The following is a 20,782-nucleotide window of genomic DNA, read 5'->3' on the forward strand; positions in this document are numbered from 1 at the left end:
CTTCGTCATTGCCATCGGGCCTGCGATCCATGCGATGAACGATACCCTCTGATCAACAGAACTGCTGATGAAATTGAAGATTGGGATTCCTCTGGAGACGGCCACCGGCGAACGGCGCGTAGCGACCGTACCCGAAGTGGTCGAGAAGCTGAGCAGGCTGGGGTTTTCGGTTGCCGTTCAAAGCGGCGCCGGGGCCGGCGCGAACTTTGACGACGACGCATACCGCGCGGCCGGCGCGAGCGTCGTCGCGACAGCGGCCGAGCTCTGGTCCGGCAGCGACATCGTGTTCAAGGTGCGCCCGCCGACCGGCGACGAAGTGGCGCTGATGCGCGAGGGCGGCATGCTGATCGGCTTCGTCTGGCCGGCGCAGCACCCCGAACTGATGCAGCAGCTGGCCGCCAGGCGCGCCACCGTGCTGGCGATCGATTCGCTGCCGCGCACGCTGTCGCGCGCGCAGAAAATGGATGCGCTCACGTCGATGGCCGGTATCAGCGGCTACCGCGCGGTGATCGAGGCCGCGCATGCGTTCGGCCGCTTCCTGAACGGCCAGGTCACGGCGGCCGGCAAGGTCCCGCCGGCCAAGGTGTTCATCGCCGGTGCCGGCGTGGCCGGCCTCGCCGCGATCGGCACGGCAGCCAGCCTCGGCGCGATCGTACGCGCCAACGACACGCGTGCGGAAGTGGCCGATCAGGTCAAGTCGCTGGGCGGCGAGTTCGTCAAGGTCGACTACGAAGAGGAGGGCTCGGGCGGCGGCGGTTACGCGAAGGTGATGAGCGAAGGCTTCCAGCAGGCGCAGCGCGCGATGTACGCGCAGCAGGCGAAGGACGCCGACATCATCATCACGACCGCGCTGATCCCCGGCAAGCCCGCGCCGAAGCTGATCACCGCCGAGATGGTGCAGTCGATGAAGCCCGGCAGCGTGATCGTCGACATGGCCGCCGAACAGGGCGGCAACTGCGAACTCACGGTGCCCGGCGAGGCGGTCGTGCGCCACGGCGTGACGATCGTCGGCTACACGGATCTCGCGTCGCGCCTGTCGCGGCAGTCGTCCACGCTGTATGCGACCAACCTGCTGCGCGTGGTCGAGGAGCTGTGCAAGGGCAAGGACGGCTCGATCAACGTCGACTTCGACGACGACGCGATCCGCGGCCTGACCGTCATCAAGGAAGGCAACGTTACGTGGCCGCCGCCGCCGGTCAAGCAGGCGGTCGTCGCGCCCAAGCCGCAGGCGGTGCCCGCAGTGGTCGCGCCTGCGAAATCCAAGGGCCACGGCCACAGCGGCGAGCCGATGTCGGCCAAGGCGCTCGCGATCACGTTCGCGTTCGGCGCGCTGGCTTTCCTGTTCGTCGGCCAATACGCGCCGGCGAGCTTCCTGTCGCACTTCACGGTGTTCGTGCTCGCGTGCTTCGTCGGCTACATGGTGATCTGGAACGTCACGCCGTCTCTGCACACGCCGCTGATGAGCGTGACCAACGCGATCTCGTCGATCATCGCGATCGGCGCGCTCGTGCAGGTCGCACCGCCCTCGGTGAACTGGCCAACGCGGGCGATCGCCCGTCCGGGCTGATCCTCGGCCTGGCGGTGGGCGCGCTGACGCTCACGGCCGTCAACATGTTCGGTGGCTTCGCGGTCACGCGACGCATGCTGGCGATGTTCCGCAAATAAGGGGACGACAACCATGACTTCAAACCTGACTACCGTCTCCTATATCGGCGCCGCGATCCTGTTCATCCTCAGCCTCGGCGGCCTCGCCAACCCTGAAACCGCGCGTCGCGGCAACCTGCTCGGCATGATCGGCATGCTGATCGCGGTGCTGGCCACCGTGGCCGGTCCGCGCGTGTCGGCCGCGGGCATTCCGTACGTGGTCGCGGCACTGGCCGTCGGCGGCGCCGTCGGCCTGTACGCCGCGAAGAAGGTGCAGATGACGCAGATGCCGGAACTGGTCGCGCTGATGCACAGCCTGGTCGGTCTGGCGGCCTGCCTCGTGGGTTTCGCGAGCTACATCGACACGTCGCTGCAGTTCAGCGGCGCCGAGAAGGCCATCCACGAAGTGGAGATCTACGTCGGCATCCTGATCGGCGCCATCACCTTCGCGGGCTCGATCATCGCGTTCGGCAAGCTGTCGGGCAAGATCGGCGGCAAGCCGCTGCTGCTGCCGGCGCGGCACTGGATGAACCTGGCCGCGCTGCTGATCGTGATCTACTTCTGCCGCGCGTTCCTGCATGCGGAAAGCATCCAGGACGGCATGTTGCCGCTCGTCGTGATGACGGTGATCTCGCTGCTGTTCGGCGTGCACATGGTGATGGCGATTGGCGGCGCGGACATGCCGGTCGTCGTATCGATGCTCAACAGCTACTCGGGCTGGGCGGCGGCGGCCACCGGCTTCATGCTCGGCAACGACCTGCTGATCGTGATCGGCGCGCTGGTCGGCTCGTCGGGTGCGATCCTGTCATACATCATGTGCCGCGCGATGAACCGCAACTTCATCAGCGTGATCGCGGGCGGCTTCGGCAGCGGCGCAGGCGCTCCGGCGGCAGCCGGCGGCGGCGCGCAGCCGGCCGGCGAGGCGGTCGCGGTGAGCGCGGCGGAAACGGCCGAGCTGCTGCGCGAGGCGAAGCGCGTGATCATCGTACCCGGCTATGGGATGGCGGTGGCGCAGGCCCAGCACACGGTGTTCGAACTGACGAAGCTGCTGCGCGAGAAGGGCGTCGACGTCCGTTTCGCGATTCACCCGGTCGCGGGCCGCATGCCGGGCCACATGAACGTGCTGCTGGCCGAAGCGAAGGTGCCGTACGACATCGTGCTGGAAATGGACGAGATCAACGGCGACTTCCCCGAAGCCGACGTGTCGATGGTGATCGGCGCGAACGACATCGTGAACCCGGCCGCGCAGGACGACCCGACGAGCCCGATCGCCGGCATGCCGGTGCTGGAAGTGTGGAAGGCGAAGACGTCGATCGTGATGAAGCGCAGCATGGCTTCGGGCTATGCAGGCGTCGACAATCCGCTGTTCTACAAGGACAACAACCGCATGTTGTTCGGCGACGCGAAGTCGATGCTCGGCGAGGTTTTCGGCATGCTCGCGATCTGATCAGCTCATCGAATTATTTATCGGGTATCCCGGAATCGGGATGCCCCGCCATTTCACAATAAAGGAATATTTGCATGATCAAGTCCCGCCGGAATTTTATGATCACGTCCGCAGGCATTGCTTCGGGACTCGCGCTGTCACGCGTTGCGTTTGCAGATGCAGCCAAGGTGTCGGAAACCGATGCGACGGCGGTCGCACTGGGCTACTTGACCGACGCGACCCGCGTGAACAAGGCGAAGTATTCGAAGTATGCAGCGGGGGAGGACTGTCGGAACTGCACGTTATACCAGGGGAAACCGAATGATCCGTTTGCCCCGTGCCCGATTTTCGGCGGCAAGCAGGTTGCGGCCAAGGGCTGGTGCAGTGCGTATAGCAAAAGAGCTTGATGTCTCGAAGGCTGTATTCCCGCGTAAATCATGTGGATGCTGCATATCGTTGCGTGCCTCCACATAGTAAACACGATCCAGGCGAATTATGAAAACGCAAATCACCGAGCTTCTCGGCATCGAACACCCCATCGTTCAGGGCGGCATGCATTTTGTCGGCTTGGCCGAACTGGCCGCTGCGGTTTCCAACGCGGGAGGGCTGGGCATCCTGACAGCGCTGACGCAGCCCACGGCGCAGGCGCTCGCCGACGAAATCCGTCGCTGCCGCGAACTGACCGACAAGCCATTCGGCGTGAACCTTACCTTTCTTCCCGTGCGCACGCCGCCGGACTACGCCGGATACGTGAAAGCGATCATAGATGGCGGCGTCAAGGTCGTGGAGACGGCGGGGAACAATCCTCGGAAATGGTTGCCGGGGTTGCATGAGGCCGGTATCAAGGTCATTCACAAATGCACCTCGGTGCGCCACGCGCTCAAGGCCGAGGCGCTTGGCTGCGATGCGGTCAGCGTGGATGGTTTCGAGTGCGGCGGTCATCCCGGCGAAGACGATGTGCCCAATTTCATCTTGCTGCCGCGTGCAGCCGACGCGCTGAGCATCCCGTTTTTGGCATCCGGAGGCATGGCTGACGGCCGCTCACTGGTCGCCGCCCTGTCTCTCGGCGCCGCCGGCATCAATATGGGCACGCGCTTCGTGGCGACCCGGGAAGCACCCGTGCATCCGCGCGTGAAGGAAGCGATCGTTCAGGCCAGTGAACTGGACACGCGTCTGGTCATGCGGCCGCTGCGAAATACCGAGCGTGTGCTCCGCAACGCGGGCGTCGATCGCCTGCTGGAAAAAGAGCGGCAACTGGGCGCCGAGATCCGCTTCGAGGACATCGTGGACGAAGTGGCGGGCGTCTACCCGCGTGTCATGCGAGACGGCGACCTCGATGCCGGCGCGTGGTCCTGCGGCATGGTCGCGGGACTCATCCACGACGTTCCCAGCGTTGCCGAGCTGATCCGTCGGGTGATGAGCGAGGCCGAGCAGATTGTCAGGCAACGCCTGTCAAAGATGATCGGCTGAGCACGCGCGGGCCAGGCGGCTAACGGAGGGAACGCGCATCGGTCAAATGCGCCGATGCCACGTGCGAACAAGCGTACTCGGCGTCAGCTATGCGCTGCGTCTGATCGGTACAGCGGCACGCAGCAATCGGCTCCGCCCGGCTTGCGTGCCGAAGTCGCGTTCATAATTGACGGAGATGTCGGGAGCGCGTGCCGGGGACATGCGGTAACAAGACACGTTGGCGCCCCGGCTCAATGGGCCGTGACGGCACGGCGGTGTCCCGCCATGCGCGTCGAGTCGAATCCGGGATTCGTTATCTGCGCACCGCTGCGAAGCATTGCAGCAATCGGTATTTTGCGCGCAGTCCCGGGTGGCTAAGATCACCCCCTCGGGCGGACGCCCATATCGTCAACCGGTCCGCCCGCCCCCGAATCATGGACAACCGCACGGACTTCCCTCCGCTCGTTTCGCTGCCGGAAAGCCGGCATCGCCCCCTCCCGGTGCGCGCGTTCGCCGGTCCGGCGTTGCGCGCCGGGACGGTCGCGCCTGTCCCCAGGCCACCGAGGCAACGATGACGCAAGCGGCCGAAGACGTGTGCATCACGCGGATCAGCTTCCTGACACCCGGCAACTATGCGGCGGACGATCCGTTGCCGGGCCTCGAGCAGACGCTCGAGCTGTTCCGGATCGGCGAGGCGCTCGGCTACGACTGTGCGTGGGTGCGTCAACGCCATCTCGAGCGGGCCGTGTCGTCGGCGGCGACGTTTCTTGCAGCGGCGAGCCAGCATACGACCCGGATCGGGCTCGGCGCGGCCGTGATCCAGATGGGTTACGAGAATCCGTTCCGGCTGGCCGAGGATCTGGCGACCGTCGACATCCTGTCGCGCGGCCGCCTGAACGTCGGGCTCAGCGCGGGTGCGCCGCCCCACGGCGCGTTGCTCGGCGACAGGTTGTTCGACGGCGCGCCGGAACAGATCGACTTTTCGCACGCGCGCGTCGCACGGCTGCGCGCGAACCTGACGGGTGAACTGCTCGGCGACGAACAGTGTTTCGTCGAATCGCCGGCCGGGCGTGAACGGCCGCGCGTGATGCCGTATGCGCCCGGGCTGACGCAGCGGCTCTGGTATGGCGGCGGCTCGTTGCGTTCGGCCGAATGGGCCGGCCGCAACGGCTTCAACCTGCTGATCGGCAATCTGAACTTCGGCGAGCGCTCGGACGATTTCTTCGACACGCAGCGCGGTCACATCGACACGTTTCGGGCGAACTGGCGCGGCGCGCATCCGCCGCGCATCGCGCTCGGGCGCGTGATCGTACCGACCGACAGCGCGGATCGGGTCAGCCGCCGACGCTATCGCGCGTTCGCCGCGCAACGCGTCGAGCGTACGCGCGGCCCGCAAGGCCCGCGTCGCACCCTGTATGCGCAGGACCTGGTCGGCAGCGCCGCGGAAATCGCCGAGCGTCTGCTTGCGGACCCGGTCGTCCGGCAGATCGGCGAGTTACGCCTGGAGTTGCCGTACGACTTCGCCCCCGACGAGTACGAGCAGATCCTGACCGACTTCATGCTGCACGTCGCGCCGTGTCTAGGCGGACAGGGCGTGCGAAGCGTGGCGTCGCCTCCCGAACTGCCTGCGTCGGGGGCGCGATCGTGAACGGCGTCTCTGCGCATCGAGCGCAACGATCGCCGTCGTCGCCCGTGCTGAGCGCTGCCGGCATCGCGAAGCGGTTCGACGCGACCGTCGCGCTGGCGTCGCTCGACCTGTCGATCGCGGCCGGTGAAGTCGTCGCGCTGATGGGCGCGAACGGCGCGGGCAAATCGACCTTCGTGAAGATCCTGAGCGGCGTGATCCGGCCCGATGGCGGCACGCTGACGCTGCGCGGCGCGCCTTATCGGCCGGCTTCGCCGCACGCGGCGAAGCGGCTCGGCGTCGCCACCGTGCACCAGTCGGTTGCCGACGCCGTCGTGCCGACGCTGTCGATCGCCGACAACCTGTTGCTCGACCGGCTGTGCGATCCGGCCTCGCCGTGGCGCGCAACGCCGGCCGCGCGGCGCGCCGCGGCACAACCGCTCGCCGGGCGCGTCGGGCTCGACGCCGACGTGTCGGCGCCGCTTGCGTCGCTGTCGCTGGCCGATCAGCAGCGCGTGACCCTGGCGCGCGCGCTCGCCGCGCAGCCCGGCCTGCTGATTCTCGACGAGCCGACCGCGAGCCTGTCCGCGCCGGAAGCGCAGCGGCTCTTCGCACTGCTGGACGTATTGCGCGACGACGGTGTCGCCATCCTGCTGGTGTCGCACCGGCTCGGCGACTTGCGCCGCATCGCCGATCGCGTCGCGATCGTCCGCGACGGCCGGATCGTCGCCGACCTGGCCGCGCCGGTCGATTTCGATGCCGCCGTGGAAACGATGATCGGGCGGCCGTTGCCGAAAGCGCGCGCGGCGGATGCGGGCCGCGTCGCCTCGTCGCCCGACGCCGGCCTCGGCCTGCGGAACTTCCGGCTCACACCGGCCAGCGCGCCGTTCGATCTCGACGTCCGGCGCGGGGAGATCGTCGCGATCGCGGGCCCGGTCGGCGGCGGCAAGTCGCGCCTGGCCAGCGCGATCTTCGGCGCTGCGCGCCCGGCCGCCGGCGAGATGACGCTCGACGGCCGGCCGTGGCGGCCGCGCTCACCGGCCGACGCCATTCGGGCCGGCGTGTTCCTGGCCGGCGAGGACCGCTGGCGCTCGTCGCTGTTTCCTGACAGCGTGCCGTTCGCGTCGATCGCCGGCACGATCAGCTTTCCGTTCCTGTCGCGCTGGTTTGCCGGCGGCGCGGTGCGGCCGGCCCGCGAACGCGCGGCCGCCGCGGCGGCGATCGCTGCCTTCGGCATCCGCTGCACGGGCCCGGACGACCGGCTCGCGCACCTGTCCGGCGGGAACCAGCAGAAAGTCGTGCTCGCGCGCTGGCACGCGGAACGCGCGCGGCTGTTGCTGCTCGACGAACCGTTTCAGGGCATCGACGCCGGCGCGCGCGCCGATATCGTCGATACGTTGCGGCGTCACGCGCATGAGCGCGCGACGCTCGTGTTCGTCAGCGATCTCGAAGAGGCGGCCGAAATCGCGGATCGCATCGTGCGGTTCGATCGCGCCACGCTCGACTCTCCGCTTCCGTCTTCCTCCTGAGTGACCGTGCCTCCATGAAACCCGTTTCCTCTTCGCTGGCGCGCGATGCCTTGCCTGCCCGAGCGGCGCGCCGCCCCGCGCCTGCCCGCATCCGCGCAGTGCTCGAACGCACGGGCATCCTGGTCGTGCTGGCCGCACTCGTCGTCGTGTTCGCGCTCAGGGAGCCGGCGTTCCTGAACGTCGACAACCTGTTCAGCATTCTGCAGGCCGTGTCGATCGTCGCGCTGCTCGGCATCGGCGTGACGATCACGCTCGCAGCGGGCGGCTTCGATCTGTCGGTGGGCAGTGTGGCCGCGTCCGCGCAGATGGCCGCCAGCTACGTGCTGGTCGTCTGGCACGGCGGCGCGCTCGCGGCGGTTGCCGCCTGCATCGTGCTCGGCGTGGCGGCCGGATTGTTCAACGGCTTGCTGATCACGCGGCTGCGCGTGCCCGACCAGCTCGCGACGCTCGGCACGCTGTTCCTGCTGGCGGGCCTGCAACTGATCCCGACCGGCGGCCGGTCGCTCGCGACCGGTTCGGTGCTGCCCGACGGCACGGACGCGACGGGCGTGTTCCCTGCCGCGTTTCTCGCGCTCGGGCGCTTGCGGCTGTTCGACGTCGTGCCGTTGCCGGTGCTGCTGCTCGCGGCGGTGACGGTGCTGGCCTGCGTCGCGATGGAAGCGACGCGCTGGGGCCGCGTGATTTACGCGATCGGCGGCAACGAAACGGCCGCGCGACTCGCCGGCGCGCCGGCCGCGCGCTACCGGGTTGCCGCGTACGTCGTGTCGGGCGCGATCGCGTCGCTGGGCGGCGTGCTAGTCGCCGCGCGGGTCGGACGCGGCGACGTGAGCGCCGGGCATTCGCTGCTGCTCGACGCGGTGGCCGCGGCGCTGGTCGGTTACGCGGTGTGGGGCGCCAAGCGGCCGAACGTGTTCGGCACGGTCGTGGGCGCGGTATTCGTCGGCGTGCTGCTCAACGGGCTGACGATGCTGAACGCGCCGTACTACATGCAGGATTTCATCAAGGGCGTGTTGCTGGTGCTCGCGCTGGCGTTCACGTTCGGCATCGGCCGCCGGGGCGATGCGCGTGCGTGACGGGGCGGTGCTTCAAGCGACACGGCTGTGGCGTGTCGCAGCGCCTGCAGTCGGCCCGGGGGGCGGTCTCCGGTCCTCGATTCCTGCGACGCCGATCAACTGCGCTCGATTGCGTGTGGCCCGCATCGACGCGATGCGGCCAAAACCGCTTTGACATCCGAAGGAATATCGATTTCAGAATCGCTCGGTTTGAACGTGCATTCTGCGCTGATAGATTGTTCGGATATCGTCCTTCACGGAGACAGGCAGAACATGCGATCGTCGCTTCGCCGCAAGTCACGCATCGACCGGACGGTCGGCGCGCTCACGCTGTTTTGCGCTGCGGCATGGGCCGCGTTCGCACCCGCGGCGCACGCCGGCCCGCTCAAGGGCGCCCCCGCGCCGTTCGACAAGGGCGGCGTGAAGATCGCGCTCGTCAACTATCTGTCGACCGGCGATTTCTTCCAGGCCTACGAGGCCGGCGCGCAGAAGCAGGCGAAGGCGCTCGGCGTCGATCTGCGCATCTATGAGGGCCGGCAGGATGCGGCCGAACAGCGCGAGCAGATCCAGCAGGCGATCAGCATCGGTGTGTCCGCGATCATCGTCAACCACGGGTTGCCGGAATCGTTGAAGGACGTCGTCCAGCGCGCGCTGGACAAGGGGATCAAGGTCGTCGCGTTCGACGTCGATCTCGGCAATCCGAAGGTGCCGCAAATCGAGCAGAGCGATCGCGACCTGGCCAACCTGCTGCTCGGTCAGGCTGTGAAGGACAACGGCGACGCATTCGCGGCCGGGTATGTGTACGTCGCCGGCTTTGCGCCGCTCGACCGGCGCGATGCCGCATGGCGCGACTTCAAGCGCGCGCATCCGAAGGTGCAGGAGAAGGCGCGCTGGGGCACCGTCGACAATCCGATCGCGCAATCGGTCGCGAACCAGGCGGCGGCGGTCTATCGCGCGAATCCCGACATTCGCGTCGTGTTCGCGCCTTACGACGAGTTCGCGCGCGGCGCGAAGCTCGCCGCGGACGAAGCGAAGCTGTCGTCGAAGATCCGCATCTACAGCGCGGATATCTCGACGTCCGACATCGAGGCCATCCGCGCGCCGAACAGCGCATGGGTCGCGACGGCCGCGACCAATCCCGCGGTCGTCGGCGCCGTGTCGGTACGGGCCGCCGCGCTGCTCGTTGCCGGCCAGGACCCGGGCGCGCGCATCGTCGTCAAGCCGACGCTGATCACGCGCGACGATCTCGTGAAAAACGACATCCGGACCGTGGCCGAACTCGGCGCGAAGATCCCGGCGTTCCGCGCGAGCGACGCGGCGAGCGCCGCATGGATTCCGAAGGCGGACTGACCACCGCCGACAGCGGGCGGCACACGCCGCCCGGCACGAAGCCCCACCGACTCACGCACCGGCCACTCGACCATGACGACCCTGAACGACTATCTCGACCAAAAACGCGACGCCTGGCGCGCGAAGCAGGAAGCGGCACGCAACGATCCCGATTTCAAGGCGACGCCGCTGAAGGCGACCGTGCGCGCGCTCGGCCGCAGCGGCGTGCGCGAGATCCGCATTCGCGACTTCCAGGTGATCAGCGACAGCCCGCCCGACTTCGCGGGCTACAACCTCGGGCCCGCGTCGCCGGAGTTGCAACTCGGCGTGCTGGGCAGTTGCCTCACGCACATCACGCTGATCCAGGCCGCCGAGCGCGGCCTGAAGATCGATGCGATCGAGGTGGAAGTGACCGGTGATCAGCATCCGCTCGCACAGCAGCCGGGTTTCGAGCATGTGCCCGTGTTCCCGCACAACCTTCGCTATACGCTCGATATCGTGTCGCCCGAGCCGCCCGACGCGATTCGCGCGCTGCATCAGGCGGTCGAAGCGGTTTGCCCGATCTTCAACCTGCTGAGGCTGCCGCAGACCATCGACGGGGAGTTGCGGCACATCCGTGCATCAAGTGCCGGGGTGCATGCTTCGTAGCGGATTTGCCGGAACGCGACGACGGCGCATGCCGAAGGTAGGCCGGCCGCGCGATGCGCTGCCGATGATCCATCCACGTGTCGTGTTCCCGGCAAACGCATGCTGCGTCGTCGGGCCGCGCGCTGCCGTTCCTGCGAGGATCGGTGACGCGCGGCGCCGAGACGCAGCATGTCCGTCACGCGACGGCCGCCACCTGCTCGGCATCGCGCTTGACCTGCTCGATATCGCGAAACTGTGCGGCCGGGTGTTCGTCCGGCAACCGCGCCGCGCCGCCGAACAGCTTCTCGCGCAGCGTGCCCGGCGCATACTGCGTCGGATAGACGCCGCGCCGCTGCAGCTCCGGAACGAGGTGGCGCACGATGTCTTCGAAGGTTTCGTGCGCCACCGCGTACGCGAGATTGAAACCATCCACGTCGGTTTCGGCAACCCATTGCTGCAGGATGTCCGCCACGGTCGCGGCCGACCCGACGAACACCGGCCCCAGTCCGCCGATGCCGCCCCATGCCGCGAGCGCCTCGATCGTCCATGCGGTGTCGCCGCCCGACAGGTGCTCGACCGCCGAAACGATCGCGTTCGTTTCGACGCGCCTGACGGGATCGGTCGGCGCATACTCGCCGAAGTCGATGCCGGTCCAGCCCGACATGAACACCAGCGAGCCGTCGTACGACACATAGCGGCGGTACTCGTCGAACTTGGCCTGCGCCTTCTCGTCGGTTTCGTCGACGATCACCGTGACGAGGTTGTAGATCAGCACCTTGCGCGGATCGCGTCCCGCGGCGGCGGCCTGCGCGCGCACGTCGGCCACGTAGCGCGCGAGCTGTTCGCGGCTCGGCGCGGCGACGAACACGCATTCCGCGTGCTGCGCGGCGAACGCCTTGCCGGGGCCGGACGCGCCGGCCTGGAACAGCACCGGCGTGCGCTGCGGCGAGGGTTCGCACAGATGGTAGCCGGGTACGTCGAAGAAGCGGCCCTTGTGACCGATCTCGTGCACCTTCTCGGGATGCGTGAACACGCGGCCGTCGCGATCGCGCACCACCGCGCCGTCTTCCCAGCTGCCCTCGAACAGCTTGTACAGCACCTCGACGTATTCGGCCGCGACCGCATAACGGTCGTCGTGCGTGCGCAAGCCGTGATCGCCGACGTTCTTCGCGCCGCTTTCCAGGTAGGACGTGACGATGTTCCAGGCGAGCCGGCCCTTGGTGTGATGGTCGGCGGTCGACAGGCGGCGCGCGAACGTGTACGGGTGCTCGAACGTCGTCGACGCGGTGATGCCGATGCCGAGATGCTCGGTCGCCATCGCGATCGGCGCGGCGAGCTGCAGCGGGTCGTTGACCGGGATCTGCGCGGCCTGGTGCAGCGCGTGGTAGTTGCTGCCCTTGTAGACGTCGTAATAGCCGATCACGTCCGCGATGAAGATCGCGTCGAAGATCCCGCGCTCGAGTATGCGCGCGAGATCGGTCCAGTAGTCGAGATCCTTGTACTGCCACGAACGGTCGCGCGGGTGCGCCCACAGGCCGGGCGACTGGTGGCCGACGCAGTTCATCTCGAACGCATTGAAGCGGATGGCCTTGCTCATTGCGCGACTCCCGGTTCCGTGTTCGCGTGCGTGGCGCCGCCGACGCGCCAGACGAACGGCGGCGTACGGCCGTTGATGATCCAGTCGCCGACGATCCGCGCCTTGTAGACCAGCGGATTATGCGACGACACCGTGCGCGCGTTGCGCCAGTGGCGGTCGAGCGCGGTCGTGCTGCGCGTGGCGGATGCGCCGAGTGCGTCGAACAGGCGCGTCGCGGCGCGCAGCACGAGTTCGGACACGACGAGCTGGCTCTGGGCGGATTCGATTTCCGCCGCGACGTTCGCCGCATGTTCGGCCGCTTCGTCGCCGCCGAAGCGCGCTGCGTAGGCAAGCTGCAGCGGCTGCGCGGCGCGCAGCGCGAGCGCGTCGGCCGCGTAGGCCCACGACGCGATCTCGCCGATCACCTGCTGCAGTTGCGCGTCGTCGCCGGCGCGCTGCGCGTTGCCGTGGCTGTACACGCGCGTGCGGTTGCGCACGAGCTCGCCCGCGTCGCGCACGATCGCGTGACCGATGCCGGCCAGCGTCGCGACGTGGAACAGCTGGTAGAACGCAGTCTGGTACTTGAAGCGGCGCGCGAAGTCGATCACGTTGTCGGCGTCGACCGCCGCATTCTCGAACCGCGTCGTGCCGCTGCCGGTCGTCGTCTGGCCGAAGCCGTCCCAGTCGTCGTCGCGGATCACGCCGGGCTGCGCGGTCGCGACGGCGACGATCACGTCGCTGCCGTCGTGCGCGCGCTGCGCGAATACGTCGATCCAGTCGGCGAAGAGGCTGCCGGTGCTGTAGAACTTGCGGCCGTTCAGCACGAGTTGCCCGTTGTGCTCCGACACCTTCGTGACGGTCTGGCCGAGCGGCACGTCGCCGGCCTCCGACCATGCGTTGCCGACGAGCTGGCCGCTTGCGAAGCGGTCGAACCAGGCCGTGTGTTGCGGCCCGGGCGGCGCGTTCAGCCAGTCCTCGACGAACGCGAAGTGTCCGCGCAGCGCCTGCGGCAGATTGGAATCGGCGGCGGCGAGCTCGATCAGCAACCGGAACAGCTGCGGCAGCGATGCGCCGGCGCCGCCGTCGCGTACCGGCAGCCGTATCGCGCCGAAGCCGGCTGCCTTCAACCAGCCGATCGCTTCGTGCGGCAGCTCGCGGCGGCGCTCGCGTTCGGCGGTGCCCGCGGCGATACGGTCGAATATCGGCCGGAACCGGGCCGCGAGCGTGTCGTAGTCGGTGCCGGTGGAAAGGTCGGGGTCTGCGTGCGATGAAGTCATGCGGTTTTCCTCGAAGGGCGGGGCCGTTTACCGGGCAGGCCAGTATAGGAAGCGCGACGCGGGTGTTCCAATAATCGATTCGCAGATCGTTATCGTCGATGGGCATTACGCGGACAGGCCGGGGACACATCGACGCCCGGGCATCGATTGCGACGCCGAAGCGCACGCTCGCCGAGCGGGAATCACGATGTCATTTGTTATCCGAAGGAATATCGTTACGAGAATCGCTCGGTTTGACGGCCTGCGATGCGCTGCTAGATTGAATGCTTTCGCCATTCGACAGGAGAGCCCGATGCCAGAGACGAGCACCACGATTCAGGAGCGGCCGGCCGATGCGAAACCGCAGGTGGCCCGGGTGATCGCCGACGACGCGCAGGCGATCGCCGCCGCGCGCGGGCTTGCGAAGCGGCTCGCGGAAGGCGCGGCCGAGCGGGATCGGGAGCGCCGGTTGCCGCGCGACGAGATCGAATGGTTCTCGCAGTCGGGGCTCTGGGCGATCACGGTGCCGAAGGCATACGGCGGCGCGGGCGTGTCGCATGTGACGCTCACGGAGGTGGTCAGGATCATCGCGGCCGCCGATCCGTCGCTCGGCCAGTTGCCGCAAAATCATTTCGGGCTGGTCGACGTGATCGCGCTGACCGGCACCGATGCGCAGAAGCGCCATTTCTTCGCGGAAGTGCTGAGCGGCAAGCGGTTCGGCAACGGCTTCTCGGAGAAGGGCACGAAGCACGTGCTCGATCTGAAGACGCGCGTGCGGCGCGACGGCGGCGACTACGTCGTCGACGGCACGAAGTTCTACTCGACGGGCGCGCTGTTCGCGCATTACGTGCCGGTGCTCGGCCTCGACGACGCGCAGCAGGCGTGGCTGGCGTACGTGCCGCAACCGACGCCGGGGCTGACCGTGATCGACGACTGGTCCGGGTTCGGTCAGCGCACGACCGCGAGCGGCACGGTGGTGCTCGACGGCGTGCGCGTGCCCGCGTCGCATGTGCTGCCCGCGCAGCGCGTGTCGGACGAGCCGACGCTCAACGGCCCGCTGTCGCAGATCATCCAGGCGGCGATCGATGCCGGTATTGCCGAGGCGGCCATCGACGATACGCTTGCGTTCGTGCGCACCCGTACGCGGCCATGGGTCGACAGCGGCGTCGAGCGGGCGGCCGACGATCCGCTGATCGTCCGCGAGATCGGCCTGCTGCACATCCGGCTTCATGCGGCGCAAGCGCTGCTCGAACGGGCGGCGCGCACGCTCGACGAGATCGGCGCGCGCGGCACGGTGACCGAGGACGATGTGGCGCGTGCGTCCGTCGCGGTTGGCGAAGCGAAGGTGCTGACGACCGAGATCGCATTGCTCGCAAGCGAGAAGCTGTTCGAGCTGGCCGGCACGCAATCGACGCTCGCCGAGCACAACCTCGACCGGCACTGGCGCAATGCGCGCACGCACACGCTGCACGATCCGGTGCGCTGGAAATATCACCTGGTCGGCAACTACTACCTGAACGGCGTGCGTCCGGCGCGCCATGCGTGGAATTGAATCGCTCGCGCGTGCGCGCGATGTCTGGCATGCGGCATACGATGCGGGGCACGGTGCGGAGGATTTCACTTCGATCCTGACGATCGTCGCGGAGCAAGGCGGCGCCCGCGTGCGCGGGCGGACCGCTTGAATTCGCGGTAGCGCGCGCACCGGCCAATCCGCACGCATGCCGTCACGGTTCGTAGCGAAACTCACGAAGCAGAATCTCCAGATCGAGTGCGGCCTGCTTGAGTGCCGGCACGATGCGCCGCCTGACGGCGCCGATATCCGGATCGAACCGGACCGCGCCGCAGCTCAGCGACATCGGTGTTGCGGCGCGGCCGACGCTGACCGGCAACGCAATGCCGTATGCGTCGCGCTGGAACTCGCCGAACGACATGCAAACGCCGTTCGAGCGGAGATCGTCGAATGCGCTGTCGATTCCGGCTCGCATCGCGTCGCGCTGCGGGCCGGCGGCGTCCAGCAAGCGCGCGACGTGCTGCTGCCGTTCGGGTTCAGGCAACGTCCAGAGCCACGCGCGCCCGATCGCCGTCAGGCCCATCGGCAGCAACGAACCCACGCCGAGCCGCAGCGTCGCGATGCGCGCACTCGTCCGATGCGCGATATACAGCATGTCGAGCCCGTCGGGCGCGGCGAGCGCGACGGACACGTCCAGCTGGTCGGCGAGCCGCTGCATCAGCGGGTTGGCGAGTCGCGTGACCGGATTGGTTTCGAGGTAGGCGTACCCGATGTCGAACACGCTCGTCGCCAGCTCGAATTGCGCGCCGCCGGCGACACGGCGGATGTACCCGAGATGAATCAGCGTCGACGTCAGGCGGGAAACGGCCGATCTGGACATCCCCGTGCGATGCGCCAGTTCGCCGTTGGTCAGCGGCGCGCGTTCGGCGTGGAATGCGCGCAGTATCTGAAGGCCGCGATCGAGCGTCAGCGTGACCTGAGTGGGTTCGGGCATCGTGAGGCCGGATTGATCGGGTTGCCTTGCCATGGTGATCCCGCGCGTTCAGGCACGGGGCGGCACGCGCTCGCGCAGCGTCTGTGCGATCGCGACGAGCCGGGGGCCGAGTTCCCGTTCGAGGCGGGCCTGTGCGAGGCGGGCCGTGCGCCCGACGCAGCCGAGCACCAGTGGCGGTCGATCGGGAAGCGGCACGGGCGCGGCGACACACGCGAGCTCCGGCTCCCAGTCTCCGTGCAACATGCCGAACCCGAGTTCGCGCACCTGTGCGACCTTCTCGACCATGCGGCGCCCGATGGTCGGCCAGTTGTCGTCGGCTCGCCGCTCGAGCTCGCCTTGCAGGTAGCTGCGTTCCGATTCGGGCAGGACGGCCAGCAATGCCCACCCCATCAGCGAATACGCGATATGCATGCGCATGCCGGGCCGCAACCGCAGATCGAGCACCGTGCGGCTGCCGATCTGGGTATCCAGGATCAGGATGTCGAGGCGGTCGCGCGTGCCGAGCAGGACGTAGGTATCGGTCGCCTCGGCCAGTTTCCGCATTTCGATGCTGGCGAGCCGTTGAAGGTCGGGATCGGCGACGGCCGCGTAGCCGAGCGCCAGCGACGCGGACGCGAGCGCGTATTTCCGGCTGCCCTTGTCGTGGTGCAGGTAGCCGAGCGCGACCAGCGAGCGTAGCAGCCGCAGCGCGGTGGGAGGGGGAATGCCGGTCGCTTGCGCGATTTCCAGATTGCCGAGCCAGCCCTTGTCGGGACCGAATGCAGACAGGATCGACAGCCCGCGCGCGAGTGGCGTCACCATCGCGCTGCTCGGTGCGCGTTCACCGCGAGGCAGTTTCGGCCACGCGGTGTCGACGCCATGCGGGCCATTGCCGGACCTCGCGTCGACGTGTGTCGGCAAGGATCTACCGGGTTGCATGCGTGTCTCCGTCTGTTTCTTCGATGGCGGACCGTGTTCGGGGCCGGCGCGCGTGCGCATGCCCACGCGGATCGTACTACCGTCGCGCCGATCATGCAGTCGGGACGTGCCCGAGATCGGGCGGCATGGCGCAACGTCGCAGATCAGTGCGGCGCACGCGCGACGAGGCTGCGGAGCCGGTCACAGATGAAGCCCAGGCCGGTGCGGCTTCCGGGCAGAATGCCAATCATCATGAGAAAGCCGTGCATCTGACCCTGTGCGCGCAGATGATGAACCGGCACCCCGGCTTGCTCGAGGCGCAGCGCGTAGGCTTCCCCTTCGTCGCGCAACACGTCGTGCTCGGCGGTGACGACGATCGCCTCCGGCAGACACGAAAGGTCGGTTTCCCGCAACGGCGATGCGAGGCTCGAGCGCCGGGCGTCGTCGGTCGGCACATAGTGGGTCCAGTACCACATCATCGCGTCGCGATTGGTCAGGAGCTGATTGTCGGGCGCTACGTACGAAGGCCGATCGAATACGCAGTCGGTCACCGGATAGACGAGCAACTGGCCGGCGAGCGATACGGTTTGCTCGTGTCGGGCGAGCATCGTCACCGCGATCGCGAGGTTCGCGCCCGCGCTGTCCCCGCCGACGAACAAGGGCAGTGTCGTGCCGAGCAGGGCGGGCTGCTGCGCGACGAGCCACTGCGTGGCCTGCCATGCGTCGATGACCGGCCCCGGAAACGGATGTTCCGGTGCCTTCCGGTATTCGACGAGCGCAACCGCGACACCGGCGCCGACGGCGATTTCGCGGCAAAGCGGCGTGAATTCGTCGATTCCGCCGACGACCCAGCCGCCGCCGTGAAAATACACGAGCAGCGCTTGCGGACGTTCGTCCGGTACGAACAGGCGCGCGCGGAGCGTGCCGCCGTCAACGGGGATGTCGAGGGGAATGGTGGCGCGCACGTCGGCGCCCGCGGACAGGATCGTGCTGATGCGTGCGAACGCGGCGCGCGCCTCGTCCGGCGTCATCAGATGACGGGGTTTCGACGCCGTCGCGGCGAGCGTGTCCATGAAGGCGCGGGTTTCGATATCGAGGCTCATGATGGCGACTTTTCAGCGGTGCGATGCAGTGTGGCGCAGTGATGCGTAATGGGGCGAACGCTCGACGCAGTCGAGCGGTGCATGGAACGTGTCGGTGAATTCGTCTGCCGAATGCACTGCCTGCCTGCGAAAACGGCCGGCAGCGCGCCCGGCGTGTCAGCTCAAGCCGATTTCAGCCCGCAGCGCGAACACCGGATCGTGCTGATCGCGGCGGCCGAGCGTCCAGGCCGGGTTCAGCGTGTTGTCGGCCGCATCGACGAGGTGCGACTGGATGGCGTCGAACACGGTTCGGCGACGCGCGACCCGCCATTCGCCGTTGCGCTTCTCGAAGCGGTCGACATAGCGTCCGAACACTTCGACCCGGCTGTTGTGCGTGCTGCCGGCATGTTTCGCGTCCAGCATCGACCGGTGTTCGCTGGCCTGTGGCGCGAGTTCCAGCCGTGCGACGAAATACGTTTCGACTGCGGCGACGCTATCGGACGCGAATTCCACGAGGCAGTTGCCGAGGAAGTGCGTGGACGTCAGCAGGCTCGGGGCATCGTGCCGCTCCCTGACCCACGCGATGAATTCGTCCCGTGTGCCCTTGAAGTCGGCATGGTCGTCATGGCAATCCTCGAAGAACGTGGCGCGGACGCATTCCCAGTCGCGCCGGTCGACGCCGCGCGCGTAGCGAAGCATCGCGTCGCGAATCAGGTCCTTGTCGATCAAGCGCTGCATGGCGGCAGACATGGCACGGCATTCCTTTCGTTTTCCTGTCTCAACGATGAAGAATCGGCATGGACTACGTCAACTCGCGCGATACGAGTGTGCCGTACTTTGGAATTTCGACCGGTCGTGCGAAGCGGTGACCGATACGGCCGGACGCGCAGCGCGCCGGTCCGGCCCGTTGATGGCAGGTGTCGGGCAGGCATGACGGCGATCCCGACATCGGCCCGCATGCGCCGCGAGCCGATTTCAATGTACGGGAAGGCGGCGCTGTCGCCATTGATGCGGACCGGCACGCGATCATTCAATAGATTCCTGAGAAACATAAATTTCCAGGAGACAACCCAAATGAACCAACATCCAGACGTGCTGGACGCCGTCATCGTCGGCGCCGGCTTTGGCGGGCTGTATGCGATCAAGCGGCTCGACGATGCGGGATTTCGTATCCAGGCGTTCGAGTCCGGCGAGGGTGTCGGCGGAACGTGGTACTGGAATCGCTACCCGGGCGCACGCGTGGATCTCGAGTGCTGGGACTACTCGTATTCGTTCTCTCCCGAACTCCAGGACGAGTGGGACTGGCCGGAGCGCTATCCGACGTCCGCGGAGCTGATGCGGTATCTGAATCACGTGGCCGATCGCTTCGATCTGCGTCGGCACGTCCGCTTCAATACGCGGGTCGAATCCGCCGTGTTCGATGAGAAACAGAATCTCTGGAGCGTGACGACGTCCGACGGGAAAGTCACGCGCGCCCGCTTCTTCGTGCCGGCGACGGGGGTCCTGTCGGTGCCGAAGCCGCCCGAGATCGCCGGGATCGAGACGTTCGCGGGTGAAAGTCATCACACCGGCCGCTGGCCGCATCACGAAGTCGATTTCAGCAACAAGCGGGTCGGCGTGATCGGCACCGGCTCATCGGGTATCCAGGTGATTCAGGCGCTTGCCGGCAAGTGCAAGCACCTGACCGTGTTCCAGCGCACGGCAGTCTACGTCGTGCCCGCGAAGAATCATCCGTTGACGCCTGACATGCGCACACGTGTGCGGGCGACTTACGCGGAGCGGCGCGAGATCAGCCGCCTCACGCGCTTCGGCATCGCGGTGCCGTTCCCGGTCGAGTCCGCGCTCGACGCCACGCCGGACGAGCGCAGCCGGAAGTATGAGAACGCGTGGGAAAACAGCCAGTTGCTCGGCTTTCGCATGTGCTACGGCGACATCCTGTCGAACGACGCCGCCAACGAGACGGTGTCCGAGTTCATTCGCGGCAAGATCCGCGAGACGGTGAAGGACCCGGCCGTTGCCGAGAAACTGATGCCGCGCGGGTTTCCGTTCGGCACGAAACGCCCGTGTCTCGGCGATACCTACTACGGCGTCTACAACCGGGACGATGTCACGCTCGTCGACCTGAAGGCGACGCCGATCGATCGCGTGGTGCCGGAGGGGATCGTGACAAGCGACGGCCTGCACGAACTCGACGTGCTGATCTACGCAACCGGTTACGACGCGCTGACGGGCGCACTCACGCATATCGACGTGCGCGGCGTGGGCGGCCTCAGGCTGAACGACAAGTGGGCGGCCGGCGCGAAGACATACATCGGCCTGATGACGAGCGGCTTTCCGAACCTGTTCACCGTGACGGGGCCCGGCAGCCCGGGGCCGCTCGCGAACATGTCGATGAGCATCGAGCAGCACGTCGACTGGATCGCGCGATGCATGGCCGATCTGCGCGAAGCGGGCGTCGACCGGATCGACGCCGAACCGCAGGCGGAAGAGGACTGGATGCAGCACGTTCAGGACGTCGTGTCGAAGACGCTCTATCTGAAGGCGAAGTCCTGGTATGTCGGCGCGAACGTGCCGGGCAAGCCGCAGGTGTTCCTGCCGTATCTGGGCGGGCACGGCACGTATCGCAAGAAATGCGACGACGTCGCGGCGTCCGGCTATACGGGTTTTGTGCTGACGGGCGTCGGCGATCGCAAGACCGCATCGCTGAACGCAACGGTCGAAGACGAAGCATGAGCGACATCACCGGGTGAGTGGTCGGAAAGGCTGCCTGCATCACAGGCGCAGGCA

General features: G+C 67.4%; 16 protein-coding genes and 1 pseudogene. 11 read left to right on the top strand and 6 right to left on the bottom strand.

The window, feature by feature from the left end; genetic code table 11:
• Positions 1-67: 67 nt before the first annotated feature.
• The 9 genes and pseudogenes from BBJ41_RS35065 (at position 68) to BBJ41_RS35105 (ending at position 10,701) form a co-directional block, all read left to right on the top strand.
• Positions 68-1,665: pseudogene (locus tag BBJ41_RS35065) on the top strand (Re/Si-specific NAD(P)(+) transhydrogenase subunit alpha).
• Between the two features lie 13 nt (positions 1,666-1,678).
• Positions 1,679-3,091 (top strand): Re/Si-specific NAD(P)(+) transhydrogenase subunit beta, encoded by a 1,413-nt coding sequence (gene pntB / locus BBJ41_RS35070; RefSeq protein ID WP_069750901.1) that lies wholly within the window; start codon positions 1,679-1,681, stop codon positions 3,089-3,091.
• Between the two features lie 74 nt (positions 3,092-3,165).
• Positions 3,166-3,477 (top strand): high-potential iron-sulfur protein, encoded by a 312-nt coding sequence (locus tag BBJ41_RS35075; RefSeq protein WP_069750902.1) that lies wholly within the window; start codon positions 3,166-3,168, stop codon positions 3,475-3,477.
• Between the two features lie 88 nt (positions 3,478-3,565).
• Complete coding sequence (locus tag BBJ41_RS35080; protein ID WP_069750903.1) at positions 3,566-4,540, top strand: NAD(P)H-dependent flavin oxidoreductase; 975 nt, start codon at positions 3,566-3,568, stop codon at positions 4,538-4,540.
• A gap of 550 nt (positions 4,541-5,090) precedes the next feature.
• Complete coding sequence (locus BBJ41_RS35085) at positions 5,091-6,167, top strand: LLM class flavin-dependent oxidoreductase (protein ID WP_069750904.1); 1,077 nt, start codon at positions 5,091-5,093, stop codon at positions 6,165-6,167.
• Positions 6,164-7,672: a sugar ABC transporter ATP-binding protein gene (locus tag BBJ41_RS35090; RefSeq protein ID WP_069750905.1), complete on the top strand. Its 1,509-nt coding sequence runs from the start codon at positions 6,164-6,166 to the stop codon at positions 7,670-7,672. Before BBJ41_RS35085 ends, BBJ41_RS35090 begins: the two co-directional genes overlap by 4 nt.
• Before the next feature lie 14 nt (positions 7,673-7,686).
• The gene (locus BBJ41_RS35095; protein ID WP_069750906.1) at positions 7,687-8,745 is read left to right on the top strand and encodes an ABC transporter permease; all 1,059 of its coding nucleotides are present in this window, start codon (positions 7,687-7,689) and stop codon (positions 8,743-8,745) included.
• A gap of 252 nt (positions 8,746-8,997) precedes the next feature.
• Positions 8,998-10,074, top strand: coding sequence for a substrate-binding domain-containing protein (locus tag BBJ41_RS35100; RefSeq protein ID WP_069750907.1), 1,077 nt, complete (start codon positions 8,998-9,000; stop codon positions 10,072-10,074).
• Positions 10,075-10,146: 72 nt separating this feature from the next.
• Entirely contained in the window at positions 10,147-10,701 is a 555-nt protein-coding gene (locus BBJ41_RS35105; RefSeq protein WP_069750908.1) for an OsmC family protein, read from the top strand.
• A 175-nt stretch (positions 10,702-10,876) separates the two neighbouring features.
• Here BBJ41_RS35105 and BBJ41_RS35110 read toward each other — a convergent pair whose 3' ends face one another.
• Both BBJ41_RS35110 and BBJ41_RS35115 read right to left on the bottom strand, forming a co-directional pair.
• On the bottom strand, positions 10,877-12,277 hold the full coding sequence (locus tag BBJ41_RS35110; RefSeq protein ID WP_069750909.1) for an LLM class flavin-dependent oxidoreductase: 1,401 nt from the start codon (positions 12,275-12,277) through the stop codon (positions 10,877-10,879).
• On the bottom strand, positions 12,274-13,533 hold the full coding sequence (locus BBJ41_RS35115) for an acyl-CoA dehydrogenase family protein (protein ID WP_069750910.1): 1,260 nt from the start codon (positions 13,531-13,533) through the stop codon (positions 12,274-12,276). Before BBJ41_RS35115 ends, BBJ41_RS35110 begins: the two co-directional genes overlap by 4 nt.
• Before the next feature lie 292 nt (positions 13,534-13,825).
• Here BBJ41_RS35115 and BBJ41_RS35120 point away from each other — a divergent pair, with 292 nt between their 5' ends.
• The gene (locus tag BBJ41_RS35120) at positions 13,826-15,064 is read left to right on the top strand and encodes an SfnB family sulfur acquisition oxidoreductase (protein WP_069750911.1); all 1,239 of its coding nucleotides are present in this window, start codon (positions 13,826-13,828) and stop codon (positions 15,062-15,064) included.
• Between the two features lie 172 nt (positions 15,065-15,236).
• Here BBJ41_RS35120 and BBJ41_RS35125 read toward each other — a convergent pair whose 3' ends face one another.
• The 4 genes from BBJ41_RS35125 to BBJ41_RS35140 all read right to left on the bottom strand — a co-directional run bounded on the left by BBJ41_RS35125 (position 15,237) and on the right by BBJ41_RS35140 (position 18,745).
• The gene (locus BBJ41_RS35125; RefSeq protein WP_069750912.1) at positions 15,237-16,016 is read right to left on the bottom strand and encodes an IclR family transcriptional regulator; all 780 of its coding nucleotides are present in this window, start codon (positions 16,014-16,016) and stop codon (positions 15,237-15,239) included.
• Positions 16,017-16,064: 48 nt separating this feature from the next.
• A complete protein-coding gene (locus BBJ41_RS35130) occupies positions 16,065-16,817 on the bottom strand; it encodes an IclR family transcriptional regulator (RefSeq protein WP_236872208.1) in 753 nt (250 codons plus the stop codon).
• Positions 16,818-17,077: 260 nt separating this feature from the next.
• Positions 17,078-18,016, bottom strand: coding sequence for an alpha/beta hydrolase (locus BBJ41_RS35135; protein ID WP_069750913.1), 939 nt, complete (start codon positions 18,014-18,016; stop codon positions 17,078-17,080).
• A gap of 156 nt (positions 18,017-18,172) precedes the next feature.
• On the bottom strand, positions 18,173-18,745 hold the full coding sequence (locus BBJ41_RS35140) for a nuclear transport factor 2 family protein (RefSeq protein ID WP_069750914.1): 573 nt from the start codon (positions 18,743-18,745) through the stop codon (positions 18,173-18,175).
• A gap of 324 nt (positions 18,746-19,069) precedes the next feature.
• Here BBJ41_RS35140 and BBJ41_RS35145 point away from each other — a divergent pair, with 324 nt between their 5' ends.
• Positions 19,070-20,728, top strand: a complete 1,659-nt coding sequence (locus BBJ41_RS35145; RefSeq protein ID WP_069750915.1) for a flavin-containing monooxygenase — start codon at positions 19,070-19,072, stop codon at positions 20,726-20,728.
• Positions 20,729-20,782: the final 54 nt, after the last annotated feature.

It is taken from the genome of Burkholderia stabilis (genome assembly GCF_001742165.1).
In the GTDB taxonomy this organism is placed as follows: domain Bacteria; phylum Pseudomonadota; class Gammaproteobacteria; order Burkholderiales; family Burkholderiaceae; genus Burkholderia; species Burkholderia stabilis.

Coding starts and splice junctions, on each gene's coding strand:
- pntB (WP_069750901.1), top strand. CDS start 1,679: ATGACTTCAAACCTGACTACCGTCTCCTATATCGGCGCCGCGATCCTG.
- BBJ41_RS35075 (WP_069750902.1), top strand. CDS start 3,166: ATGATCAAGTCCCGCCGGAATTTTATGATCACGTCCGCAGGCATTGCT.
- BBJ41_RS35080 (WP_069750903.1), top strand. CDS start 3,566: ATGAAAACGCAAATCACCGAGCTTCTCGGCATCGAACACCCCATCGTT.
- BBJ41_RS35085 (WP_069750904.1), top strand. CDS start 5,091: ATGACGCAAGCGGCCGAAGACGTGTGCATCACGCGGATCAGCTTCCTG.
- BBJ41_RS35095 (WP_069750906.1), top strand. CDS start 7,687: ATGAAACCCGTTTCCTCTTCGCTGGCGCGCGATGCCTTGCCTGCCCGA.
- BBJ41_RS35100 (WP_069750907.1), top strand. CDS start 8,998: ATGCGATCGTCGCTTCGCCGCAAGTCACGCATCGACCGGACGGTCGGC.
- BBJ41_RS35105 (WP_069750908.1), top strand. CDS start 10,147: ATGACGACCCTGAACGACTATCTCGACCAAAAACGCGACGCCTGGCGC.
- BBJ41_RS35110 (WP_069750909.1), bottom strand. CDS start 12,277: ATGAGCAAGGCCATCCGCTTCAATGCGTTCGAGATGAACTGCGTCGGC.
- BBJ41_RS35115 (WP_069750910.1), bottom strand. CDS start 13,533: ATGACTTCATCGCACGCAGACCCCGACCTTTCCACCGGCACCGACTAC.
- BBJ41_RS35120 (WP_069750911.1), top strand. CDS start 13,826: ATGCCAGAGACGAGCACCACGATTCAGGAGCGGCCGGCCGATGCGAAA.
- BBJ41_RS35125 (WP_069750912.1), bottom strand. CDS start 16,016: ATGCCCGAACCCACTCAGGTCACGCTGACGCTCGATCGCGGCCTTCAG.
- BBJ41_RS35130 (WP_236872208.1), bottom strand. CDS start 16,817: ATGGTGACGCCACTCGCGCGCGGGCTGTCGATCCTGTCTGCATTCGGT.
- BBJ41_RS35135 (WP_069750913.1), bottom strand. CDS start 18,016: ATGAGCCTCGATATCGAAACCCGCGCCTTCATGGACACGCTCGCCGCG.
- BBJ41_RS35140 (WP_069750914.1), bottom strand. CDS start 18,745: ATGTCTGCCGCCATGCAGCGCTTGATCGACAAGGACCTGATTCGCGAC.
- BBJ41_RS35145 (WP_069750915.1), top strand. CDS start 19,070: ATGAACCAACATCCAGACGTGCTGGACGCCGTCATCGTCGGCGCCGGC.